This window comes from Planctomycetia bacterium (assembly GCA_034440135.1).
GTDB lineage: Bacteria > Planctomycetota > Planctomycetia > Pirellulales > JALHLM01 > JALHLM01.
The window spans coordinates 1-20,300 of the sequence record JAWXBP010000268.1; the positions used below are offsets into that span (position 1 = coordinate 1).

Consider the following 20,300-nt stretch of genomic DNA (forward strand, 5'->3'; position numbering starts at 1 on the left):
GCACCACTTCTTCGTTGGCCAAGACGGTCCCCAAGTTCGGGCACCAATTCACCGGGGCTTCGAGCTGATAGGCGAGGCGGTTTTCATCCTGATACTTCCGCACGGTGTCCGCGCCGGCCGCTTTGATGTCGGCCGGAATTGGCAACTCGGCGATCGGCCGCCCTTTTTGCTGCTCCACATCGAACCAGGTGTCGAACAGCACCAGAAAGATCCACTGCGTCCAGCGGAAGTACTCCACGTCGGTCGTGGCGAGTTCCCGGTCCCAGTCGTAGCTGAAACCGAGCATTTTCTCCTGGCGACGGAAGGTACCGATGTTCTTCTCGGTCGTGATCCGCGGCGGCGTGCCGGTCTTGATGGCGTGCTGCTCGGCCGGCAGCCCAAAGGCGTCCCAGCCCATTGGGTGCATCACAGAACGCCCCCGCATCCGCTGGTATCGGCAGACGATATCGGTCGCCGTTTGCCCCTCGGGATGCCCCACGTGCAGGCCATCCCCCGAGGGATACGGGAACATGTCGAGCACGTACAGCTTCGAGCCAACCGGCAGCCGCGGCGTGGCGAAGGTCCGATTCCCCTCCCAAAACTGCTGCCACTTCGGCTCGATCACGGCGGGGTTATAGCGCGGCATGTGGGTCCGTACGTCGGGTTGAAATCGCAAGTTGAGCGTTCAAGAGCACTTGAAAGCGAAGCGAGCGATTCTAACGGCAATCGCAAGAAGCGACAATTTGACTGGTGACCGAGGAAGGGCGCCCGCGAAACACGCGAAACACACGAAAAAGGAGGGGAGCGAAAACCGGTCCACGGAAAACACGAACGGTCTCGGAAAGGATAGTTGCGAGGCGGGGCAGGCACCGGCGAGTCCCTTTCCGGCCACAGATGCAATGATCCATAGAAGAGCAGAATTCCAACATCAGCCATTCCCCTTCCGTGCCCTTCCGTGTTTTCAGTGGACCAATTCTTCTCTCCGCCGCCTTCCCTTTTCGCGTGTTTCGCGTGTTTCGCGGGCAAAAATCCGTTGGGAGCGCGAACCTTGTCCCCTACCGGGGGTTACAGTAAATTGGTGGCGTTCGATCGGAGGGTAAGCGAATGGTTAGCGGACTGACTCGAAATCAGTTGCCGGGCAACCGGTTGAGGGTTCGAATCCCTTGCCCTCCGCTTTCTGGCCGGGAATCGGCCGGCCTTTAATGCACGAGGCGCGTTGCGGCGCGCCGGGGGTGCCTATGTCCATGACGTCCGTCGTTCTTCGCGCGGGCATATGCGCCGGCCTCGTGCTGGCGCCGTGGCTCTTTTACCGCGCCTACGCTTGCCTCGACCAGCGCGGCTATCTCGTTAGTCAGCGCAACCCGCCGTCTGGCGGCGGAGCTTCGGGTGTGTTTAATGAATTGACCCGCCTGACCCAGCCATCGATCCAACACGTCGAAATGGTTCGCGATGAGGCGGTGCGTCCGGAGCGAGATGACCAGGCCGGGAAGTAGCTGACAGGAGGACAAGGTATGAAGCGCTGCTTGGCGACCTTGCTTATTCTCTACGGCCTGGCCGATTCGTCGAATGCCGCCGTGATTCACGTCCGCCCAAAATTGGCGGCGGTACTAAAACCGGATTTCACTCCGGCGGATTCGTCGGCCATCAAGTCGATTCAGCCGCTGGAAGCGGTCCGCTTGCGACCGAGCGCTGCTAAGTACGTCTTGCAATTCGACTATTTGATGACGATTGAAGACCTGGTCGATGGCCAACTTGGCTTCGGCAATGTGGTGTGCAATATCGACTTGGACGGTGTTCAACAAGCGATGGAGTATCCCGGTTGGGTGCCCGATGGTCCGCCGCCCTTTGATCTCGATAGCGAGCGGCCAGGCGGACTCGTGCCCAAATGGGACAGCAATAGGGACGCGGGCCTGATTGGTGCGGACCTGAAACTCATCCTGATTGAGTCGAACCCGAAAGGTTTCTTTACAGGCAATCCACCGGGGACGGACTGGTCAACGGATCCGCGACTGTCGCTTGGAATTGCGCCGTACTTCGGACCGCACCTCGAAGGCGAATACATTGGCTCAACGTTTCTCGAAATCCCCGGCACGCCCGGAATTGCAGGCCTGGTGACAGCGACCGTCCTCGAGGGCAGTACGTTCAATGCGGAATTGCTGCTGAGCGCTGTCGGCACCACCGGCGGGCCGCCCGCTAATTTCACTATCGAGATTGTGCCGGAGCCGAGCAGCCTTGGGCTGCTGAGCACGGGCGCGGCGATACTGCTTGTCGGATGCTACCGATGGCGACGGTGCCCCTTACGGACTGTGTAAGAGCGACGCTCCCGCATAATCCACCCACTCCCTGGATTTCCGATTCCGCCCGCCCGTGTTGCTGTCTCGGTCGAGGGCAGGCGTCAGCGTTCGCTTGAATCGTCTTTGCCCTGCATTCTTCTCTTCATGGCGAGGGCAGTCGCATGTCGCGAATCTTCGGGGCGTCGTTGGCTTTCTGTGTGCTCACAAGTCTGGCGCAAGTTCGGGCCGGACAGATCTACTTCACCGATCCTGGCTATGGCGATCAGGTCAGTCGCATTCGCACCGACGGGACCGATTTAGACCCGATTGTCACCTTCCCCACGATTGCCGATCCCCGGGCCTTGGCCATCGATCGGGCGAATGGTCGCGCGTTCTTTTCGTCTGGCAGCACGCTGCAACGCATCAATCTAGACGGCACGGGGCTCACCAGCTTGGGACCGGCCGGCGGTTCCGTGCCGTCGGACATCGTGCTCGATATGTCCGCGGAAAACATGTACTGGTCCGTCGAAGGAACGGCCGGGATCAAGCGGGCGACGCTGGACGGCGCCGGAGCGACCACGCTGGTCTCCCAGGGTATCCTGGATGCGCTCGTGGGCGTCGATCCACTCGTCCGCGCGGATGACGTACATAGCATCGCCCTGGACCGGATCGGCGGGCGCATTTATTGGTCCAATGGGCGGCATCTCAATTCGATGCCGGCTGGTGGCGCGTCTGGCCCATCCGACGCGGTTCATCATTTCGAACTCGCTGGGCCCGGCGAAATCAACAAGATCAAATTGGACCTGGAATCGGGCGGCGTGTTTTGGACGAATGCGACTGGCAGCCTGGTGCAGAAGTCATCGCTGTCCGGCGGCGATCAGACGACGCTGGTCAGCCGCGGTTTCGGACGTCCCGCGGGTCTGGCGATCGATTTCAACGCCGGCCAGTTGTACTTCGGCGACACGTTGGGCACCAACGGACGCGGACAAATCCTGAGCGCGGACATCGACGGCGGCAAAGCCGTGCTTGTCTACGATTCCTTTTCCACGCTGTTCGCGCCGGCCGACCTGGAATTCGGACCCGGCGCTGTGCTCGCCGGCGATACCAACGACGACCAGCGGGTCGACATTGTCGACCTTAATCACGTCCGCAATAACTTTGGACGCGTCGGCGACGGTCTCGCTGGCGACGTGAACGACGATCAACAGGTGGGCATCGACGATCTGAACAGCGTACGCAACAACTTCGGCGCCGGCTCGATCACCCCCGTCCCAGAGCCAGCGACAATCGCCTTGGGGATCGTCGGCCTGGTCGCTGCCATCGCGTCGGCGCGCCGGCGTGCGTGATAACTGAGGGTCCTACACGCCCCTGCCGGCGGAGGATCAAGACATGCACATCCTGCTGGCGTCGGATTTCAGTGGATTGGCGATGGCCAATCTCTTCGTGTGGGCCATGATCGTCACCGGTTGCCTGGTGGCGGGTTTGATCGTCGCCAGCGTGCTGGCGGCGATCAACAAGAACCGCGCGTACTGGTTCACGGGCCCGCTGTTCGGCGCAATCGCTTTCGCCATCGGCTGGCTGGTGCGCAGCTTAGGCTGGTAGGACAAGTTGCTAAGGCGCCACGCGCGAAGTTCGTCGCCAACTCATCAGGCGGCGCGCGACAGCAAAAGCTCGTTCGCTCCAGCCAGGAGTATTCTGCCGAGCGCACAGGCGTTCGACGTTTTCGGCCAGATCCAGGGCGTCTTCGTTGTAGCGGCCGAGAGGCTCATCGCCCTGGAAGAACACCAGGGCGTCGTCGAGCGAGCGCTCGACATGCAGCATCGTCTTGGCGTGTGGGCCATTCACTTGGGAGAACTCCCGATTGACGAGCGAATGCATGCTCCATGCACACAGTTTGGCAACGCAATCTGCCCCCGCACTGAATATTACGCGGAGGGCCGCCAAATGCATATCTCAATTCACCGGTATCGCCTGGTTTTCCTAGGTTTCCGTCGTTGCGAACCATCTCTTCCGTCAGGTTTCACTGATTGCTATAGTCCCGCCGCTTTCCGGCGTCTCCGCATCCTCCCCGGGTCACGAATCCGATGCGCAAGTGCTTGCCAACTCTATTGTTATCACTCGCGCTCGCGGGCTGCGCGAAGGACGATATTCCGGATCTGTTCGAATTCCTGCCGGCCGTGGGGCCATTCGCGGAAAAGAACACCTCAGGAATTAAGACTCCCTCCGAACGAATGGAAGACCTCCGCGCGCAAGCCGCGTTAGGGAAGTCCCGAACGGCGGACGAGCGCGCGCAGTTTGCCTCGCAATGGGCTCAAGCCCTGCCGAACGAAACTGATCCACTTGTCCGCTGCGAAGTCGTGAAGGCGCTCGGCGCGAACGCCTGCCCGATGGCGGCGCAGTCGTTGCGGCAAGCGATGCAAGATCCCGATGCAGAAGTGCGCATCGCTTGCTGCGATGCCTGGGGCGCATACGGCGGCGTGGAGGCCGTCCAGGTGCTCTCCGGCCTGGTGGAAAGCGATGAAAATCTCGATGTGCGCATGGCGGCGGTTAAGGCGCTCGGCACGACCGGCGAAAGCAGCGCGGTGCAGGCCTTGCAGCCGGCGCTGGAGAGCGACGACCCCGCGATTCAGATCACAGCAGTCGAATCGATGCGTTCCGTCTCCGGGCGTAACTTCGGCAATGACGTGAACGCTTGGCGCGAGTACGCCTCGGGCCGGGAACCGCAGGTGGAATCGCCGAGTCTCACCGCCCAACTCTGGGGCTGGTGGAAATAATGCCACGCGCGGCGCTCGTGCATTCTGTGTTTCAATCCATGTGGTTTCGACTTTCGCGTGGCGGCGCGATCTTCGTACTGATCGGATTGTTGACGTTGGCCGTCGGCGCACCCGCGTGGAGCGACGATCCCGACCAAGAAGATCAGCCCAATGCGCTCGACGAGGCCGTGGAGTCGCTGCTAATCGATCCCAAGTTCTCCGCCGAGTTGTTCAAGGATCAACGCGCCCCGCAAAAGACGCTTCCCGATGACGAGGAAGCGGTGGCCGGCGACGGCGGCAGCATGCCGGCCGTCGCCGAAGATGCGGAAGAAACCGAGGAAGCGCCGGATAAGGCGTCCGTCGAGTCCACTGCGCCCGCAGTGGACGCGCTCAAGAAAAAAGTCCGCACGGCTCTCGGCGTCTACTATCGCCGGCATCTCAACACGCGCGATCACACGCCGTGGGAGATGTTTCATCAGATCATCGCCTTCGGCCCTGAGACTTTGGTACACAAAGGCGGACCGCAAGGCGAAAAAGTCGACGCCGTCCGCTGGCTTTGCGACAACAAGCCTTCGCGCGGCATGCAGTTGATGCACCTGGAGCGGGGCAAAATGGCCCTCCGCCGCGCGAAAGGCGTGCAGGGTCATTACGGCCAGTTTCTGGCGATTCTCGCGCAACGCGACATCCCGCGCGATTTTCCGATCGTAGTCGAAGGGCGCAAATTCACTGTCGAAGACCTGATCCGCACTGAGCAGCGCACCTGCCGCGCCGGCGAAGAGCTGACGTTCAAGCTGATGGCCTTCATGCACTACCTCGAACCCGGCGCCAAGTGGAAAAACGACCGCGGCGAAACTTGGACCATCGAACGCGTGCTGCGCGACGAAATTGGCTCGCCGATTCGCGGCGCAGCCTGCGGCGGCACGCATCGCCTGATGGGCATCAGCTACGCGGTAAGTCGTCGCAAAGAGTTGGATCAACCGATCGACGGCGAATACCTGCGCGCCGACAAATATCTCCGCGACTACCATCGCTACGCCTTCAGTTTGCAGAACGAGGACGGGTCGTTTAGCACGGAGTGGTTCGCCGGACGCGGCAATCGCGAGCTCAAAGACCGCAAGTTGCAGACCACGGGGCACATCACGGAATGGCTCGCCTACTCCGTGCCCGAGGAGCATCTCGACGATCCCCGCATGGCCAAGGCGATCGACTTCCTGGCCACGTTGCTGCTGGAAGATCGCCGCGCGGAGTGGAAAATCGGCCCCCTCGGTCACGCGTTGCATGCCCTGGCGCTGTACGACGAACGCGTCTTCGTCACCGCCGAAAATGAAGCGTTGCCGATGGCCGATGTAGCCAAGGCGGCCGTCGGCGAAGGTGACAAGGCACTTTCGGACGCCGAACTAGATGCGATCGAGACGGCGAAGAAGTCGGCGGAAATCGACGAGCCCGACGATCAAGACGCCGCGGCATCGACCGAATCCGCGACGCGGAAATAGTCCGCCGCTTACTTGGCGCTCGAAGCTACAGGCGGTTGCGCCACCCCGGTTTGAACTGACCGCGCTTTTGCGGCGGCCTCTACGCCGGGTTCTCCGGACAACAGCAACAGCATGCCGACCGTCAGGAAGACGAGTCCGGAAATATGCCGGGTGTTCAACGTCTCACCCAGCAAGTAGCGGGAGACGAGCGTCACGCAGACGACCCCGGAGGCCAGGTGGAAGCCGGCCATCTGCGCGCCGGTGTACGTGCCGTGCCCGTAGCGCGTAGCGAGCACGTTCAGCACGTACTCGGGCAGGACGATCATCCAACTCAGCCCCAAGGCGACCCAAAAGCCCATGTGCCGGATGCGCAAATGCCCCAGCCAGGCGACGGACATGAACGCTCCGGATAGAGCGATCATCAACGGAACCAACACGGCGCGCATGCGGCGAACTCCTGGACGAGTCGAACTTCGTAGAACCATCATGGGCAGACGTTTCGCCACACCGCAAGGCGCGCCGCGTCGGCCGGGTTGCCGTGCCGCACCGGTCTGGTAGAAACGAAGGGACGGTAACGATTCTCGGCTCAAATAAAGCGTGGGTGAAGGCGTGGCAAAGGTTGCATTTCTCTTTCCGGGACAAGGCGCGCAGTTAGTTGGAATGGGCAAGGCGCTGGCCGAGCAACTGCCGGCCGCGCGGGCGCTGTTCGATCGGGCGAATGCGCTGCTGGGTTATGACCTGGCACAACTCTGTTTCGATGGACCGCAGGAGAAGCTCGATAGCACCGTGCATAGCCAGCCGGCGTTGTTCGTTTGCAGCCTGGCGGCGCTGGAAAAGTTGCGGTACGATTCGCCCGAAATCGTGGAGCAATGTCAGGCCGCGGCCGGGTTGAGTCTCGGCGAATACACGGCGTTGGTCTTCGCGGGCGTGATGACTTTTGATGACGGCCTCCGCCTTGTCGCCGAGCGCGGCGCCGCGATGCAGGCCGCGGCCGAACTGCGTCCGAGCGGGATGGTCAGCGTGCTCGGTGTGGAGCCAGAACCGCTCGCCGCCATGTGCGACGCGGCGCGGGGCGACGACGTGCTGCAAATCGCCAATCTGCTCTGTCCCGGCAATATCGCCATCAGCGGCGGCGCGGCGGCGCTTGATCGATTCGTCGCCCAGGCCGAGCAGGATGGCGTGCGCTACGTCCGGCTATCCGTCGCGGGCGCTTTTCACACGGCGATCATGCAGCCGGCGGTGGAGCGCCTCACCAAAGCACTTCGCGACGTGACGATGAGCGCGCCGCGAATCCCGGTCGTTTCCAACGTCGACGCGCTACCGCACGACGATCCGGAAGCAATCCGCGCGCTGCTCGTCCGGCAGGTCGTCAGCGCAGTCCATTGGGAAGACAGCTTGCGCTATCTCATCGCCCAGGGACACGATCCGTTCTACGAACTCGGCCCCGGCCGCGTACTCCGCGGGCTGCTGAAGCGAATCGACCGCAAGCTGGCCTGCGAGGGAGTGGGGGAATAGCCGGCGAAACCTGGGTGGCTTGAACGACGGTGGGAGGCGTCTCCGACGCCGATGGATTCGGCACTTCTCACAACAGGCGCCCGAAGCTCAATGCCCGCACCGTTGGCATCGGCGTCTGAGACGCCTCCCACAGCCAAGCACCGATCCGCCTTGGTTGGCATGACTGGAGTCTGTCCTTTGCAGCCCGATTTCGGTATCCTGCTCGGTTTTCCGCGAAGTCCTTGAACTGCGTTGCCTGCCATGCCTGAACCAGCCAGCGGTGAATTGCGTGTCGATCTTTCCGGGCAGATTGCCCTCGTGACCGGAGCCTCGCAAGGGATCGGGAAAGCGATCGCTCTGGAGCTCGCGCGGGGGGGCGCCACGGTGGTCTGCGTCGCGCGGAATGTGGAAAAGCTGGAAGCCACCGCCTCGGCGATTCGAGAAGCAGGCGGTACGGCCGAGGTGATGGCCTGCGATGTAACCAGCGGCGAGAAGGTTGGGGCCCTGATCGACGACGTCGCGGAACGGCTCGGCGGCTTGCACATCTTGGTCAACAACGCCGGCATTACCCGCGATACGCTCTTGCCGCGGATGACGGACGAGCAGTGGGACGACGTGCTGAATACCAATCTGCGCGGCACGTTTCTGTTCACCCGCGCTGCGACGCGCGTGATGATGCAGGCCCGCTACGGGCGGGTGATTAACATTTCCAGCGTGTCCGGCTTGATGGGCAATCCGGGGCAAGCGAATTATTCCGCGTCAAAGGCCGGCATGATCGGCTTCACGCGGACCGTGGCGCGCGAGCTGGCGGGGCGCAAAGTGACGGTCAACGCCGTAGCGCCAGGCTTCATCGCCAGCGACATGACGGAGAAGCTGGGCGAGGCGATTCTCGAAGAAGTGAAGAAGCGGATTCCCGCCAAACGGATTGGTACGGCCGAAGACGTGGCGGCGGCCGTGTTATTTCTGGCCAGCAAAGGAGCCAGTTACATCACGGGACAGGTAATCACGGTCGACGGGGGGATGACTGCGTAAGGGAAATGGCGACGGCAGAATGACGAACGATGATTTGGAGAAGCGAATCGTCATTCTGCATTCATAATGCGGAACCCATTGCGGCGTATCGCCTTCCGACCTGCCGGCAAGCGACAATCCCGTATTTACAGCCGCCGTTAAACCGGGTATACCTTGACCAACTTATCGGGGCGGCCCTATTTTGGGTAGCTTCCGGTCTGCCATGCCACGGGGCTTTGGGGCATTGGCGGAACATCGCAAACTTCGGACGGCACGCCTCATCGGTGGGCGTCTGCGATCGAGAACATTGGATTTCCAGGAGGACGGACCAGGTGGCATCAGTTAAAGAGCGAGTCATCGAGATTGTCTCCGAGCAATTGGGCGTCAGCAAAGATCAGATCACGCCCGAAACCTCGTTCGTTCAGGACTTGGGCGCGGACTCACTGGACACCGTAGAATTGGTGATGGAACTCGAAGAAGAGTTCGGCATCAATATTCCTGACGACGCGGCCGAGAAGATTCAGACGGTCGGCCAGGCGATCGAGCACATCGAAAAAACGCAAGCCGGCGCCTAGTCGCGATTGCGCATCGTCGCGTTTTTGCGGCGTTGCCGATGCGCGCGGCGAGGAGTCGCGAGCCCTTGCGCGTCATGGGATTGCTGAATCGCTGGATCGCCCAGTGCGGTAATCGCTCACCCGGAAAGCGGAGCTTCTTTTGGGCGGATCGTTGGTCATGAAACGTCGCGTTGTCGTCACCGGATTGGGAGTTGTCACTTCGTTGGCCTGCAAGGTCGACGAGTTGTGGAGGCGCATTCTCGCCTGCGAAAGCGGTATCGGACCGATCCTTCGCTTCGACACCACGAATTTCCGCGTCCGCTTCGGCGGCGAATTGTCCCACTGGGACACCACCGAATACCTGCCGCCCAAAGAAGCGAAACGGATCGATCGTTTTACGCAATTCGCGCTCGTCGGCGCGATCGACGCGGTCCGCGATTCCGGAATCGACTTCGCGAACGAAGACCCTTACCGCTGCGGCGTGATCCTGGGCTCCGGCATCGGCGGCCTGCAGGAGATCGAAACGCAGCATTCCCGGCTGCTGGAAAAAGGGCCGGATAAAGTCTCGGCGTTCACGATTCCCAAGTTGATGGTCAACGCCGCCTGCGGGCACGTCTCGATTCAATATGGCCTGCGCGGTCCGAGCGCGGCGGTGGCCACGGCTTGCGCCAGCGCGACCAACGCGATCGGCGACTCCTTCAAAGCGATTCAATACGACGACGCCGATATCATGGTCTCCGGCGGCACCGAAGCCGCGCTGACGCCGATGGGCATCAGCGCCTTCGCTTCGATGCGCGCACTTTCGGAGCGCAACGACGATCCGACCCACGCCAGCCGGCCGTTTGATCGGGAACGCGATGGCTTCGTGCTCTCCGAGGGCGCCGGCATCCTGGTGCTGGAAGAATTGGAACACGCCAAGAAGCGGGGCGCGCGGATTTACGGTGAATTGTTGGGCTACGGCGCCAGCGCCGACGGCGGCCACATCACGCAGCCCGATCAACACGGCACCGGCGCAGCCAGGGCCATGCAGGGCGCGATTCGCGACGCGAAGATCGCCTTGGAAGACATCGGTTACATCAACGCCCACGGCACCAGCACGCCGCTGGGAGATCAGGCCGAAACGATCGCCATCAAAACGGTGTTCGGCGATTTGGCCAAGAAATTGAGTGTGTCGAGCACCAAGAGCCAATTAGGGCACTTACTCGGCGCCAGCGGCGGCGTGGAGCTGATCCTCACGGCCCTCGCGCTCACGAAGTCGGTGATTCCGCCGACGTCGAATTTCGAGAACGCTGACCCGAATTGCGATCTCGATTATACGCCCAACGAGCCGCGCGAACGTAAGCTCACCGCCGCGATGTCGAACAGCTTCGGCTTCGGCGGGCATAATGCGTCGGTGATCATCGGCCAGGTCCGCAACGGCCAGGCGTAATTCGCGCGCTAGGCGCATCGATAACGCACGTGTTGCGCTGCTCAAAACCGTTAATTCGCTTTGCCTGCGATTGACGCCTAAGCCACTGTCGGCTTACCTTCTCCCCGCACATGGCGCCGTTGACAGCGTTCGGCGCGGCCGAGGTCACAGACCTCGGCTACAGAAGAAATGGAAACTTGCATTCGAGGGATCGTATGCCGCTGCGTGAAGAGTGGGAGGCTCAAGGGAATTGGCTGTTTCGCTGGCGCAGTTACTTGCCGATCGGCCTGTGCTTGTTGTTCGCCTGGGCGGTCGTTGATTTCCGCTACGCGGGCGAGGAGCACGCGTTCCAGGAGGCGCTCATGGCCGGCTGTCTGCTGGTCTCTTGCTCCGGGCTGGTGGTCCGGGCGCTGGTCGTCGGTTATGCGCCGAAGGGCACCTCGGGCCGCAATACCGCTGCCGGTCAGATCGCCGAACAACTGAACGTCGCCGGCATGTACTCGGTGGTGCGGCACCCGCTGTACGTGGGCAATTTCTTGATCTGGCTGGGTATTCCGTTGTTCTTTCACAACGCCTGGCTGTTGATGGTGTTCTGTCTCGTCTACTGGCTGTATTACGAGCGGATCATGTTCGCCGAGGAAGAGTTCCTGCGGCGCAAATTCGGCGCGGAGTACGTTCGCTGGGCGGCGCAAACGCCGGCCTTTATCCCGCGATTGACCGGTTGGCAGCAGCCGACACTGCCGTTTTCCTGGCGCAACGTGCTGCGTCGCGAATACACGGCCCTGTTCGGCATTCTGATGGCCTTCGCCGGCTTGGAAGTGCTGGAGCACGCCATCGTCGAAGGCCGCCTGGAAATCGAAACCCATTGGCGGGTGCTGATTCCGCTGGCGGTCGTCGTCTATGTCGGATTGCGCTCGCTCAAACGGCATACGAGGTTACTTGCAGAAGCCGGCCGGTAAGCCCCGTCAACGCAAAGATGCTCGTTTTCCTTTGCCAGGCATTGCTTGAGCCAATTCGCTCGGCAAGGGATAATGGGGGATGCCGGGGACGAAAACTATTCGGCGCCTTCCGGCGTCTGAATGCAGGGCGCCGTCTCGCGGCGCGCTGGCCGGCTGAGTAAGCAAATGGGCGACGGCTTTAATCCGTATTCGGAGTGGCTGGCCATCGAATGCGCTGGGCGGCCCGATCATTACGCCCTGCTCGGCCTCAGCCGTTTCGAAGCGGACCCACAGCGCGTCGCCTTGGCCGCGGATCAGCGAATCGCACAACTGCGTAAGACGGCCAGCCAGGAACGCTTGGCGCTTGCCAAGAGCTTGGCGCAAGAGATTCTCGGAGCACGCAATTGCCTGCTCTCCGCGGCCGATCGAGCGACTTACGACGCTCAAATACGTCGCGAACACGCCGCCAAGAAGCCGACAGCGCCTGCGGGCATTTCGTTGCCCCCTCGGGCGTTTGATGAAGACGACGACGAGCCGATCGAGGAAGACGCGCCGCTGGAAGGGATCGCTTTGCCGTCGGAGTTGCCTCCTCCGCCGCCGGCGAAGTTGGCCGCTCCACCGCTGGTCGCGCTTCCCATCGCTGCGGCTTCGCCATTGGCGGAAGCGTCGATTGTCGTGCGTCAGCCCGTGGCGGTAACGCCGCGCAAGCCCATGGCGAGGCTGCCGCTGCTCATCGCTGGCGCCACAATGGGCCTCATCGGCGTGTCGGGAGCAGTCATGCTGCCCTACTGGTTGAAGCCCGCGACGCCGCAAACCGCGCAGAATCCAATGCCGCTGGACGAACAGGTCGCGGCGGCAAATAGTTCCCCACCGAGCGACGATAGCGCCGACGATTCGGAACCCGCGAGTGAGTTGTTGCCAATCGAGGAACCGCCGGAGAACGTCGCCACGGAAGTGACGGCGCCTTATTCGGAAGGTGAAGTAACCGCTCCCGCCGACGAGGAAATGACGTCGCCTCCGGATGAAATGGAACCGGCGGAGATGGAGACGCCGAGCGATCCAGCTCCGAGCGAAACAATGCCAGCTACTGGCGACGCGGATGTGGCGGCCACCAGGACCACGCTTGCGGCGGCGCGCAAGGCGATGGGCAAGGGAGACGTGGAAGCTGCCGCCGATCAAGTGGATCTGGCGGATTTAGAGGCTATCGACGCCGTGTCGGCCGAGATGGTCGCCCATGATCGCGCGGTGTTGGAGTATCTCAAAGGCTTCTGGCGTGCCGTCGACGAGGGCTTTACGCAACTTTCCGCCGGCACGGAGTTCGAGCGGGAAGGGCGCACCGTGGTCGTCGTCGAACGCACGCCGCAGCGGCTGATCATCCGCGAGGGCGGGCGCAATCGGGCCTACGATCGAATGCGTTTGCCGGCGCCGCTGGCGGTGTTCTTAGCGCAGCGTTGGTTAAAGCCCGACGACGCCAATACGCCGCTGTTTGTCGCAGCGTTTCATCTACTCGATGCGGATGGCGATCGCGCCGAGGCCCGCAAATTGTTGGACGCCGCGAAATCCGCCGGCACTGCCGGCGCCGAGGATTTGCTACGGGAGTTGGAAAACTAACGCCAGAAGCGCATCTCGCTGCGCATCGGGTGCCACTGGCGGCTTGTCCGCCAGTGACTGAAATGGACTCGCTGGCCGAGCCAAACGCGCACTGGCGGACAAGCCGCCAGTGGCACCCATCGCAATTATGTCTCCACGGACGCCGTTAGTTCCGTCGGCCGAATAAGCCGGTCGCGTACCAGATGCCATTGCCGCCGCGCTGGATGTCGAAGCCGAACAGCGGGTGCCGGCCTCGCACGGCGCTCCAGTGCCCGGACGATTGCCGCCAACTCGCGACGCAATCGACGCAGGCGTCCATCAAATCCTCGCCCGGCCAGCTTTCCGCCACGACTTCTTGCGCGGAAACGTCGCCCGGCAACCGAGCATTGATTTGATGGAAGCGGCTCTCCCAGTTGTGGTGTCCCTGCACGCCCATGCCGGCCTGATTGCGGGAGTGGCTCATGGCTTCCTTGGCCAGCACCTGGTGGAACTTGCCGCTCGCGCCATTCGGATGCTCCGGATGGATGCGGACAGCCAGAATCAGGCTACGCTGGGTCAGCGTGCCGCGCGGCAGTTCCAGCAGCATGGGCACGTGTGCCGGCTTAAAGGTGTAGTAACCGCCGGAATTGAATCGCAGCAGGCTAACGACCTGGCCGTAGGTGGCCGCTTTGGGCTTTTCCAGATCGACGATCGCCACGCCCCCACCGGAACGCAGATCAGCAAACGCGGCGTGATCGACGACCCGTTTCGGCGTGCCCCGTTGTTTGAGCGTTTCCGTGAGCGGTACGCTGGCCAGCACGAAACGGTCAAGCTGCTTCCAGGATTTGGCGTTGCTCAAGGCGCGATACTGCCGGGCATCGTTGAAAAACGGCTTATCGGCCGGATGGAAGAACACCAGCAATTGCTTATGCTCTCGCTTGGCAGTCCGGTAGGCCGTGGCGTAGTCGGTGATGGGCAGCAGTTGCGACTGCTCTCGGCGTTGGTTGGGCCGCAGCAGGTTCAGCAGGCGTCCTTCGCCCGCGGGGGGCAAGCTCAAGGCGGCGAGGGTGACAACCAGCGTGGTGGTTCCGATCATGGATGCTCCTGGTAAGGCAGGGGATCAGCCAGCCGGCGCTTGGAAGCGCGGTCGGCGTGGCGAAAACCAGTGGGGGATTAACCTCGGCGGGTGCGCGATCGAGGTTGCTCGGATGAAGCGCTCCGCGCTTCAGGCGTGACAAGTCGGGGGGTAGGGAGGAATTGCGCTTGTCATGCCGGCTGGGTTGGTTACAACTAACCCTGCGCGTTACGCGCTTTGGGTTGTTCCGTGCATGGCGTTTTACCTGCTAGCACGGGAAATGCAACCACCCATCTCAGTAGTAAACAGCCCATTGGAGGGGTTCTGTCGCTCGCCGCTCTCGTGGAGCGAGCCAAACTCTCGGTAGGTAGGAACCCGCCGTACGCCGCGCCCTGCTGTCAGGAGACTTGAGTTATGCACCGATGGATGACGGATCGCGCCCGCCTGTTTGCGCTGGCATTGGGGTTGTTTTGCGCCCTCGCCAGTAAGCCGGCTGCCGCCGCCGACGCTCGCACGGAAGTGGTTGCCGCGCTTGAAGATCTGAACGAATGGCTCGGCTCCGGCGCGAACGGACAAAAGTGGAACCGCTTCCTGCGCAGCGATCAATTGCAGCAGGCTCTGCAGGACGGGGAGCAGGCGAATCCGGTTGCCATCGCCGAGATCTATTCGCAGTACACTTCGGTGACTCCAGGGCCGCGGACCGTACCGATCGAGCGAGTGCGATTGGCCCTCGAAAACTGGCTCAATGAGCTCGCCGACGTGCCTGCCGCGGACCTGCCTGAGCTCGTCCGGGGGGCCAAGGATCAAATTTCGCCCCCGAATCCCGAAACGGTGGGGCGCGTTCGTAAGCGAGCGCGAGCGGCGTTTCAACGGCTGAGCGCCCGGCTGCAAAAGGCCGGCGAAAACGGCCGTCATTGGCGCCAGCACCTGCTAAGTGACGAATTGGAGGCCCAACTCGCGGCCGATCAGCCTGACGTAGCCAAGCTGGAAGAGATTCAAGGCCGATTTGTCGGCGCGCATGCTGGACTGGAACTGGCGTCGTTCGTGGAGGTGCGCTCCGCGCTTGGAGACTACGCGGACCAGGTCAATTTGAACGCCGTCGGCGACGAATCGGTCGCCACGTTTCACGCCTTGCTGGACGATTTGGCGACGCGTTTGGAAGGCTTTTCCCAGCAGCCTTCGCCGATTGAATTGGAGCTGATTGGCGAATCGGTCAGCGAGCTCGAACGCTACGGCCAGGCGCCGCGCGTGGTCTGGGCCGTGCGGCGGCACTTCGCGCAGCCGAACTTGAATCTGCACGCCTCGCAGGCGTTCTTGACGAAAGCCCTCGCGCGCGACGTCGACGACGTGGCGCCGGTGCGGGACATGATCCTTGGCACTGACATCCACGGTACCGGGCGAACCATCGGCCGCAGTGAGATCGTTTCGGTGCCTTCGGCGCAGCACGCGATGCTCCGGCTGATGCTGCATGGCACGACGTACACCAAAACCGTGGGGTACAACGGGCCGGTGCAGATTCATTCGTCCGGCGCCACCAAGATCGACGGGCAAAAGACCTTGATTTTGCGGCCGGACGGGCTCTACGCCGGACCGTCGCAGGCAGACGCGGAGACGCATACCAAGATCAACGGCATCACTACTCGGCGACATGGGCCGATTGGAAAGTTCATCCTCAAAGCCGCCAACAAGCGTGCCGCGCAAAGCAAGGCGCAAGCCGAGCGGATCGCCGCACGTCACGCCGAAGAGCGGATTCGCGCGCGGCTGGATAGCGAAGCGGGCGCGCGTCTGACCGAGGCCAACGAGCGCTATCAGGCTAAGTTCGTCGCGCCGTTGATGCGTTACGACCTCTGGCCGGAACGGTTGCAATACGCCACGACGGCCGCGGGATTAAATGTCGTCGGCGAAGTCCGCGCGAGTGATCGCCTGGCGGCGGATCGGCCGGCGCCGGAAATGCCCGCGAATAGCGACCTGGTGCTGAGCTTGCATGAATCGGCCGTGAACAACATCACGCGCGGCATTCTGTTGGGACGCACGCTCACGCAAACGCGGGCAATTGAGATTTACCGCAACCTCCAGGGTCCCGAAAAAGCCAACGAACCGCTGCCGCCGGAAGTGGCGATTGATCCCGCCACGGGGCCCTGGTCGGTGACGTTCGCCTCGGACGAGGACGGCCAGCCGCAGGCCGGGGACGACGTGCCGCGCGAGCTGGGACCCGTGACGGTGCGCGTGGACGACGGCAAGATTCGCGTTACCGTACATGGCGTGCGGTACGAAGTCGGCGGCAAGCTGCACGAAACCGCGATGGATATCACCGCGATTTACCGGCTCGAACAAGGCCCGGAAGGCTGGCGCTTCGTCCGCGACGGGGAGCCGACCGTGTTCCCACCAGGACGCGACCCCGGGAAGCAAGGCACGCTCTCGATTCGTGAGACGGCGTTGCGGGGCGAGATGCAGAATCGATTCCAGGAAAAGAAGACGTTCCCCGAGACGATCAAGATTGATCACTTGGTCCTGGGCGGCGAAATGGCCAAGGCGGGCGAGCTCCGAGTCGCCCAAGCCGTGGCCGATGACGGGTGGCTCATGATCTCCTGGCAGGCCGGCGACGCGCTTGCTCCTGTGGCGATGACTGATAGCGTCGATCGCTAGCCGCGGCACAGTCTCCTTTCGCTCCGCGAAAGGAAACGCCCTTTCGCGGAGCGAAAGGAGACTATGATTGTACGTCGCGTCCAATGCACTTCAGCGTCGAGATCGCTCATGTCGCGTTACGTCGAAATCTCGTTCGATTGCTTGCCCTTGCGCTCCGTAATGCGGATGGACATTCCGATCGACGCTTCGCCGAAGTATCGCGAGCACTGCGAACGGGTAAAGGACGCTATCGAAAAACATGGCGCGCATAACACGTACTTCCTGTACAACGCCGAATGCGTGTTTCATCTCACCAACGGCGCCGAGGGAATGCTGCAGTTCAGCTTCCATGGCACGGTGATGACCGGCGAAGCGGATCAGCGCACGCGGCAGTGCGATCTGACGGTGAAGCTGCTCAAAGAAACCTGTGACTGGCTGACCGAGCCGGTGGTGAACTGGTTCACCGACACGGTGCCCAAAGCAGTGAGCGTTGAGTTCAACCGCTACATCGAAGCGGGGGACTTGCAGCAGACGAAGGAGCGCATCGCCAAGCTCCAAGCGGAAATGGAGTCGCAAGGCGGCTACATGGGGATGTTTCTGTAGAACGCGGAACGACGAAATGGCAACGTTGCTAAGCTCGTCGTTCTCCGCTTCTTCGTCGCTCAGTCCCACCACCACTGGCCGACGGCGAGCTTCGAGAGGTCCTGCGATTCGCGGGCCTTACTGACTTCGCCCTTAGAGTCGGCTTGGACGTTCGTGCTGTCGAGGGCCTGATCGGCTTCGATCACCACGCCGCCGCCGACCGGGGTCATGAGCTTGTTGCCGCGCCAGATGCTGGCTACCGCGGTTTCCACTTCGACCGGGGCGTTGCAGGTTTCAACCGGCAGTTTGCTCTCGTCGCCGAAGGTCGACATCGTCCAGCCGGCCTGGCCGAACAAATCATGCTCGCGGAGGTAAGCCGCGGCGATGGTCATATCGACCAGGTTCCGCAACTGGGCGTAGACCGGAACGCGATCCGCCAATTGCGGATAGCTGCGGGTGAACCCGGTCACAAAGGCTTCGCTGGCCCGATCGACGCGGCCGGCGCTGACTCGCTGCCCGTCGCCGGTGACCATTTCGTCGGCACCGATCAGTTTCACGCCGTCGCCGACCAGTTCCATCGCATCGCCGCTTTCACTGACTTTCACGCATTGATAGTCCGGCGTGAAATACCAGCGTTGCAAAGCGTTGCGGCTGACGTCGCGCGGCTTGGCGCGGTCGACGTAGCTGGCCATTTTGATCGGCGGTTGTTCCAGGCCGATGCCGATGAGTTTCATGCGATAATCGGCTTCCACCAGCACCTGGGCGAAGTGCGTCTTCGGGCTAATGCCCATCACGCGGACCTTCTGCAAGCCGAGCGCGGTGCGGAGGCCATCGACGATGTACTGCGTGTCGTCCGGCGTGGCGTGTCCGCCAAGCTGGGTCAGGAAAGCCTGCATTTGCTGCAAGCCTTCCGGGGTCGGATCGATGGAGCAGCCAATCACCGTCTGAGCGTCGCCCTCTTCGGACGAGCTTTCGGCCGTCGGGGAGTAAGCCCTCAAGGCGACGATCAAGTCTTGCAGCTCGGCAATCGAGCGGCCGGAGTTGATGCCGACTGGGCGACCGGATAGGTCGATCATCCAGCCTTCGGCGGGACCGGCGATCACGATGTCCTTGGTTTCGGGATAATAGAAGACGTACTTAACCCGGGTCAGACCGGCCAGAAACTTCATTTCGTCGGTTGGTTGGCGGCCTTCCGCGAGGGCCTTTTCGATGGCTTTTTCCAGGCGCGTGAGCGAGACCTTGCGGAGCTTGCTGGCAACCGCGACCTCGGGGCTGAGGGAGCCCTTGGCCGCTTGGAGCCGCTCGCGGCTGAGCGCGCCGGTCGGGTCTTCGTAAAGCTTGGTACGGAGGACGCCGTCGGCATCGACGATCACGCCCGCAGCGGGCTGCAGCTGCGCCGCGGCGGTGCCGGTCAGCAGGGCGACGACCGCCAGAGCGGCCAATGAATGCAGAATGTTGCGCAAACCCATGGTCGCTGCTCTCCTCACCGTTTCCGTGACGCGTTGGCCGGGACGCCCCCACCGGCTACCGAGGGCAGCCCGGTTCCGATAGGGACGTGTTGTTAGCTTAGGAAAAGTTTACCGGGAAAAGCCCGATGTTTTGATGATAACTGGGGGGGACTGGCAAAGCAAGGAAATACGATTTTCAGGCGTTTTTCCGGGTGGCTTCGTAGTGACAAAGTTCGATGATAGATGCCCTTTCGCGATTGTCTCCGGAGCCTTGGCAATTGACCACGCTGGCATACAACCTGGTAATTGGAATCGTCGACTTGCTGACCCTGTGGATGGTCGCCCGAAGAGGACCGGCAAATGGTGCGGACAAGTCGGTGCTGAGACTTCTTGCGCCGGCCATCGCCCTGCTAGCCGGAATGGGGGCCGTGACGGCCATCGGGTTGGGTGAGGATCCGTTCGGCGTGATGCGTCTGGCTTGCTGGGGGTTGTTCGTCCATGGGGCCGTCTGGCTGATCTTTGCCTCGGCGTTCGTGTGGCGGCGGTCGCGAGGCTTGGCGACCGCGGGACTGCTAGCGGGAGCCGGCATCGCTGCCGTGGGCATCGACGCGTTTTTCATCGAGCCGACGGCGCTGGAAATCAATCATGTCGCCATTTCGTCGCCGAAGCTGACGAAGCCGATGAAGATCGTCGTCATCGCCGATTTTCAGACCGACTCGATGGGCGATTACGAACGCCGCGTGCTGGCCGAAGTGAAACGCCAGCAACCAGACATGATCCTTTGGGCCGGCGATTACCTCCAGGAGCACCGCCCAGAACGCTGGGAAACGCTGCGCGATGCTCTGAGCGTGGAGTTGGCACGGACCAACTTGCGCCCGCCGCTCGGCTCTTTCGCGGTCGGGGGCAACGTGGACGATCCCCGCTGGCCGCAGATTTTTGACGGATTTCCGGTTCACGTGTTCGAGCACAACGATCAAGTCGAAGCGGGCGAGGTCGCCGTAACCGGGCTGGCGATGCGGCAATCGTTCCGAACTGATGTGCGAATCACTCCTTCGGAGCAGTTTCACATCGTACTTGGACATTGCCCCAATTTCGCTTTGGGTGAGGTCGACGCCGACC

Annotated in this window: 20 protein-coding genes and 1 tRNA gene; 16 read left to right on the top strand and 5 right to left on the bottom strand. The window is 62.1% G+C overall.

The window, feature by feature from the left end:
* The coding region (locus SGJ19_16490; GenBank protein ID MDZ4781851.1) for a class I tRNA ligase family protein at positions 1-625 on the bottom strand (625 nt) is incomplete at its 3' end.
* A 445-nt stretch (positions 626-1,070) separates the two neighbouring features.
* Between SGJ19_16490 and SGJ19_16495 the strand changes: the two genes are divergently transcribed.
* From SGJ19_16495 to SGJ19_16515, 5 genes are all read left to right on the top strand, one after another.
* A tRNA-Ser gene (locus SGJ19_16495) sits at positions 1,071-1,152 on the top strand.
* A 71-nt stretch (positions 1,153-1,223) separates the two neighbouring features.
* A complete protein-coding gene (locus SGJ19_16500; protein ID MDZ4781852.1) occupies positions 1,224-1,472 on the top strand; it encodes a hypothetical protein in 249 nt (82 codons plus the stop codon).
* A gap of 18 nt (positions 1,473-1,490) precedes the next feature.
* Complete coding sequence (locus tag SGJ19_16505; protein MDZ4781853.1) at positions 1,491-2,291, top strand: PEP-CTERM sorting domain-containing protein; 801 nt, start codon at positions 1,491-1,493, stop codon at positions 2,289-2,291.
* 143 nt (positions 2,292-2,434) lie between these two features.
* A complete protein-coding gene (locus SGJ19_16510; GenBank protein MDZ4781854.1) occupies positions 2,435-3,598 on the top strand; it encodes a PEP-CTERM sorting domain-containing protein in 1,164 nt (387 codons plus the stop codon).
* Positions 3,599-3,641: 43 nt separating this feature from the next.
* Entirely contained in the window at positions 3,642-3,854 is a 213-nt protein-coding gene (locus SGJ19_16515; protein MDZ4781855.1) for a hypothetical protein, read from the top strand.
* Positions 3,855-3,863: 9 nt separating this feature from the next.
* Here the strand turns inward: SGJ19_16515 and SGJ19_16520 are convergent, their stop codons facing one another.
* Positions 3,864-4,097: a hypothetical protein gene (locus tag SGJ19_16520; GenBank protein MDZ4781856.1), complete on the bottom strand. Its 234-nt coding sequence runs from the start codon at positions 4,095-4,097 to the stop codon at positions 3,864-3,866.
* Positions 4,098-4,336: 239 nt separating this feature from the next.
* On the opposite strand from SGJ19_16520, the gene SGJ19_16525 reads away from it, so the two are divergent.
* Both SGJ19_16525 and SGJ19_16530 read left to right on the top strand, forming a co-directional pair.
* On the top strand, positions 4,337-5,026 hold the full coding sequence (locus SGJ19_16525; GenBank protein MDZ4781857.1) for a HEAT repeat domain-containing protein: 690 nt from the start codon (positions 4,337-4,339) through the stop codon (positions 5,024-5,026).
* Between the two features lie 38 nt (positions 5,027-5,064).
* On the top strand, positions 5,065-6,498 hold the full coding sequence (locus tag SGJ19_16530) for a hypothetical protein (protein MDZ4781858.1): 1,434 nt from the start codon (positions 5,065-5,067) through the stop codon (positions 6,496-6,498).
* Between the two features lie 8 nt (positions 6,499-6,506).
* On the opposite strand, the gene SGJ19_16535 is transcribed toward SGJ19_16530, so the two are convergent.
* On the bottom strand, positions 6,507-6,923 hold the full coding sequence (locus SGJ19_16535; protein ID MDZ4781859.1) for a DMT family protein: 417 nt from the start codon (positions 6,921-6,923) through the stop codon (positions 6,507-6,509).
* A 163-nt stretch (positions 6,924-7,086) separates the two neighbouring features.
* Between SGJ19_16535 and fabD the strand changes: the two genes are divergently transcribed.
* The 6 genes from fabD to SGJ19_16565 all read left to right on the top strand — a co-directional run bounded on the left by fabD (position 7,087) and on the right by SGJ19_16565 (position 13,493).
* Positions 7,087-7,992 carry an ACP S-malonyltransferase gene (gene fabD / locus SGJ19_16540; protein MDZ4781860.1) on the top strand — a complete coding sequence of 302 codons (906 nt, stop codon included), beginning with the start codon at positions 7,087-7,089 and terminating at the stop codon, positions 7,990-7,992.
* A gap of 240 nt (positions 7,993-8,232) precedes the next feature.
* Positions 8,233-9,003 (top strand): 3-oxoacyl-[acyl-carrier-protein] reductase, encoded by a 771-nt coding sequence (fabG, locus tag SGJ19_16545; protein ID MDZ4781861.1) that lies wholly within the window; start codon positions 8,233-8,235, stop codon positions 9,001-9,003.
* A 311-nt stretch (positions 9,004-9,314) separates the two neighbouring features.
* Complete coding sequence (gene acpP, locus SGJ19_16550) at positions 9,315-9,557, top strand: acyl carrier protein (GenBank protein MDZ4781862.1); 243 nt, start codon at positions 9,315-9,317, stop codon at positions 9,555-9,557.
* Between the two features lie 157 nt (positions 9,558-9,714).
* Positions 9,715-10,965 carry a beta-ketoacyl-ACP synthase II gene (fabF, locus tag SGJ19_16555; GenBank protein ID MDZ4781863.1) on the top strand — a complete coding sequence of 417 codons (1,251 nt, stop codon included), beginning with the start codon at positions 9,715-9,717 and terminating at the stop codon, positions 10,963-10,965.
* A gap of 194 nt (positions 10,966-11,159) precedes the next feature.
* Positions 11,160-11,903 (top strand): isoprenylcysteine carboxylmethyltransferase family protein, encoded by a 744-nt coding sequence (locus SGJ19_16560; protein MDZ4781864.1) that lies wholly within the window; start codon positions 11,160-11,162, stop codon positions 11,901-11,903.
* Positions 11,904-12,068: 165 nt separating this feature from the next.
* Positions 12,069-13,493 carry a hypothetical protein gene (locus tag SGJ19_16565; protein MDZ4781865.1) on the top strand — a complete coding sequence of 475 codons (1,425 nt, stop codon included), beginning with the start codon at positions 12,069-12,071 and terminating at the stop codon, positions 13,491-13,493.
* 145 nt (positions 13,494-13,638) lie between these two features.
* Here SGJ19_16565 and SGJ19_16570 read toward each other — a convergent pair whose 3' ends face one another.
* Positions 13,639-14,547 (bottom strand): hypothetical protein, encoded by a 909-nt coding sequence (locus SGJ19_16570; protein ID MDZ4781866.1) that lies wholly within the window; start codon positions 14,545-14,547, stop codon positions 13,639-13,641.
* Between the two features lie 393 nt (positions 14,548-14,940).
* Here SGJ19_16570 and SGJ19_16575 point away from each other — a divergent pair, with 393 nt between their 5' ends.
* A complete protein-coding gene (locus tag SGJ19_16575; protein MDZ4781867.1) occupies positions 14,941-17,172 on the top strand; it encodes a hypothetical protein in 2,232 nt (743 codons plus the stop codon).
* A gap of 108 nt (positions 17,173-17,280) precedes the next feature.
* Positions 17,281-17,754, top strand: coding sequence for a hypothetical protein (locus tag SGJ19_16580; protein ID MDZ4781868.1), 474 nt, complete (start codon positions 17,281-17,283; stop codon positions 17,752-17,754).
* Between the two features lie 59 nt (positions 17,755-17,813).
* Here SGJ19_16580 and SGJ19_16585 read toward each other — a convergent pair whose 3' ends face one another.
* Positions 17,814-19,202 carry a DUF1598 domain-containing protein gene (locus SGJ19_16585; protein ID MDZ4781869.1) on the bottom strand — a complete coding sequence of 463 codons (1,389 nt, stop codon included), beginning with the start codon at positions 19,200-19,202 and terminating at the stop codon, positions 17,814-17,816.
* 257 nt (positions 19,203-19,459) lie between these two features.
* Here SGJ19_16585 and SGJ19_16590 point away from each other — a divergent pair.
* Positions 19,460-20,300: metallophosphoesterase (locus tag SGJ19_16590; GenBank protein MDZ4781870.1), on the top strand; the 841-nt coding region annotated here is incomplete at its 3' end.

Excerpts from the sequence above, each read along its gene's own strand:
- SGJ19_16500 (MDZ4781852.1), top strand. The coding sequence starts at position 1,224 with ATGACGTCCGTCGTTCTTCGCGCGGGCATATGCGCCGGCCTCGTGCTG.
- SGJ19_16505 (MDZ4781853.1), top strand. The coding sequence starts at position 1,491 with ATGAAGCGCTGCTTGGCGACCTTGCTTATTCTCTACGGCCTGGCCGAT.
- SGJ19_16510 (MDZ4781854.1), top strand. The coding sequence starts at position 2,435 with ATGTCGCGAATCTTCGGGGCGTCGTTGGCTTTCTGTGTGCTCACAAGT.
- SGJ19_16515 (MDZ4781855.1), top strand. The coding sequence starts at position 3,642 with ATGCACATCCTGCTGGCGTCGGATTTCAGTGGATTGGCGATGGCCAAT.
- SGJ19_16525 (MDZ4781857.1), top strand. The coding sequence starts at position 4,337 with ATGCGCAAGTGCTTGCCAACTCTATTGTTATCACTCGCGCTCGCGGGC.
- SGJ19_16530 (MDZ4781858.1), top strand. The coding sequence starts at position 5,065 with ATGTGGTTTCGACTTTCGCGTGGCGGCGCGATCTTCGTACTGATCGGA.
- SGJ19_16535 (MDZ4781859.1), bottom strand. The coding sequence starts at position 6,923 with ATGCGCGCCGTGTTGGTTCCGTTGATGATCGCTCTATCCGGAGCGTTC.
- fabG (MDZ4781861.1), top strand. The coding sequence starts at position 8,233 with ATGCCTGAACCAGCCAGCGGTGAATTGCGTGTCGATCTTTCCGGGCAG.
- fabF (MDZ4781863.1), top strand. The coding sequence starts at position 9,715 with ATGAAACGTCGCGTTGTCGTCACCGGATTGGGAGTTGTCACTTCGTTG.
- SGJ19_16560 (MDZ4781864.1), top strand. The coding sequence starts at position 11,160 with ATGCCGCTGCGTGAAGAGTGGGAGGCTCAAGGGAATTGGCTGTTTCGC.
- SGJ19_16565 (MDZ4781865.1), top strand. The coding sequence starts at position 12,069 with ATGGGCGACGGCTTTAATCCGTATTCGGAGTGGCTGGCCATCGAATGC.
- SGJ19_16570 (MDZ4781866.1), bottom strand. The coding sequence starts at position 14,547 with ATGATCGGAACCACCACGCTGGTTGTCACCCTCGCCGCCTTGAGCTTG.
- SGJ19_16575 (MDZ4781867.1), top strand. The coding sequence starts at position 14,941 with ATGCACCGATGGATGACGGATCGCGCCCGCCTGTTTGCGCTGGCATTG.
- SGJ19_16580 (MDZ4781868.1), top strand. The coding sequence starts at position 17,281 with ATGTCGCGTTACGTCGAAATCTCGTTCGATTGCTTGCCCTTGCGCTCC.
- SGJ19_16585 (MDZ4781869.1), bottom strand. The coding sequence starts at position 19,202 with ATGGGTTTGCGCAACATTCTGCATTCATTGGCCGCTCTGGCGGTCGTC.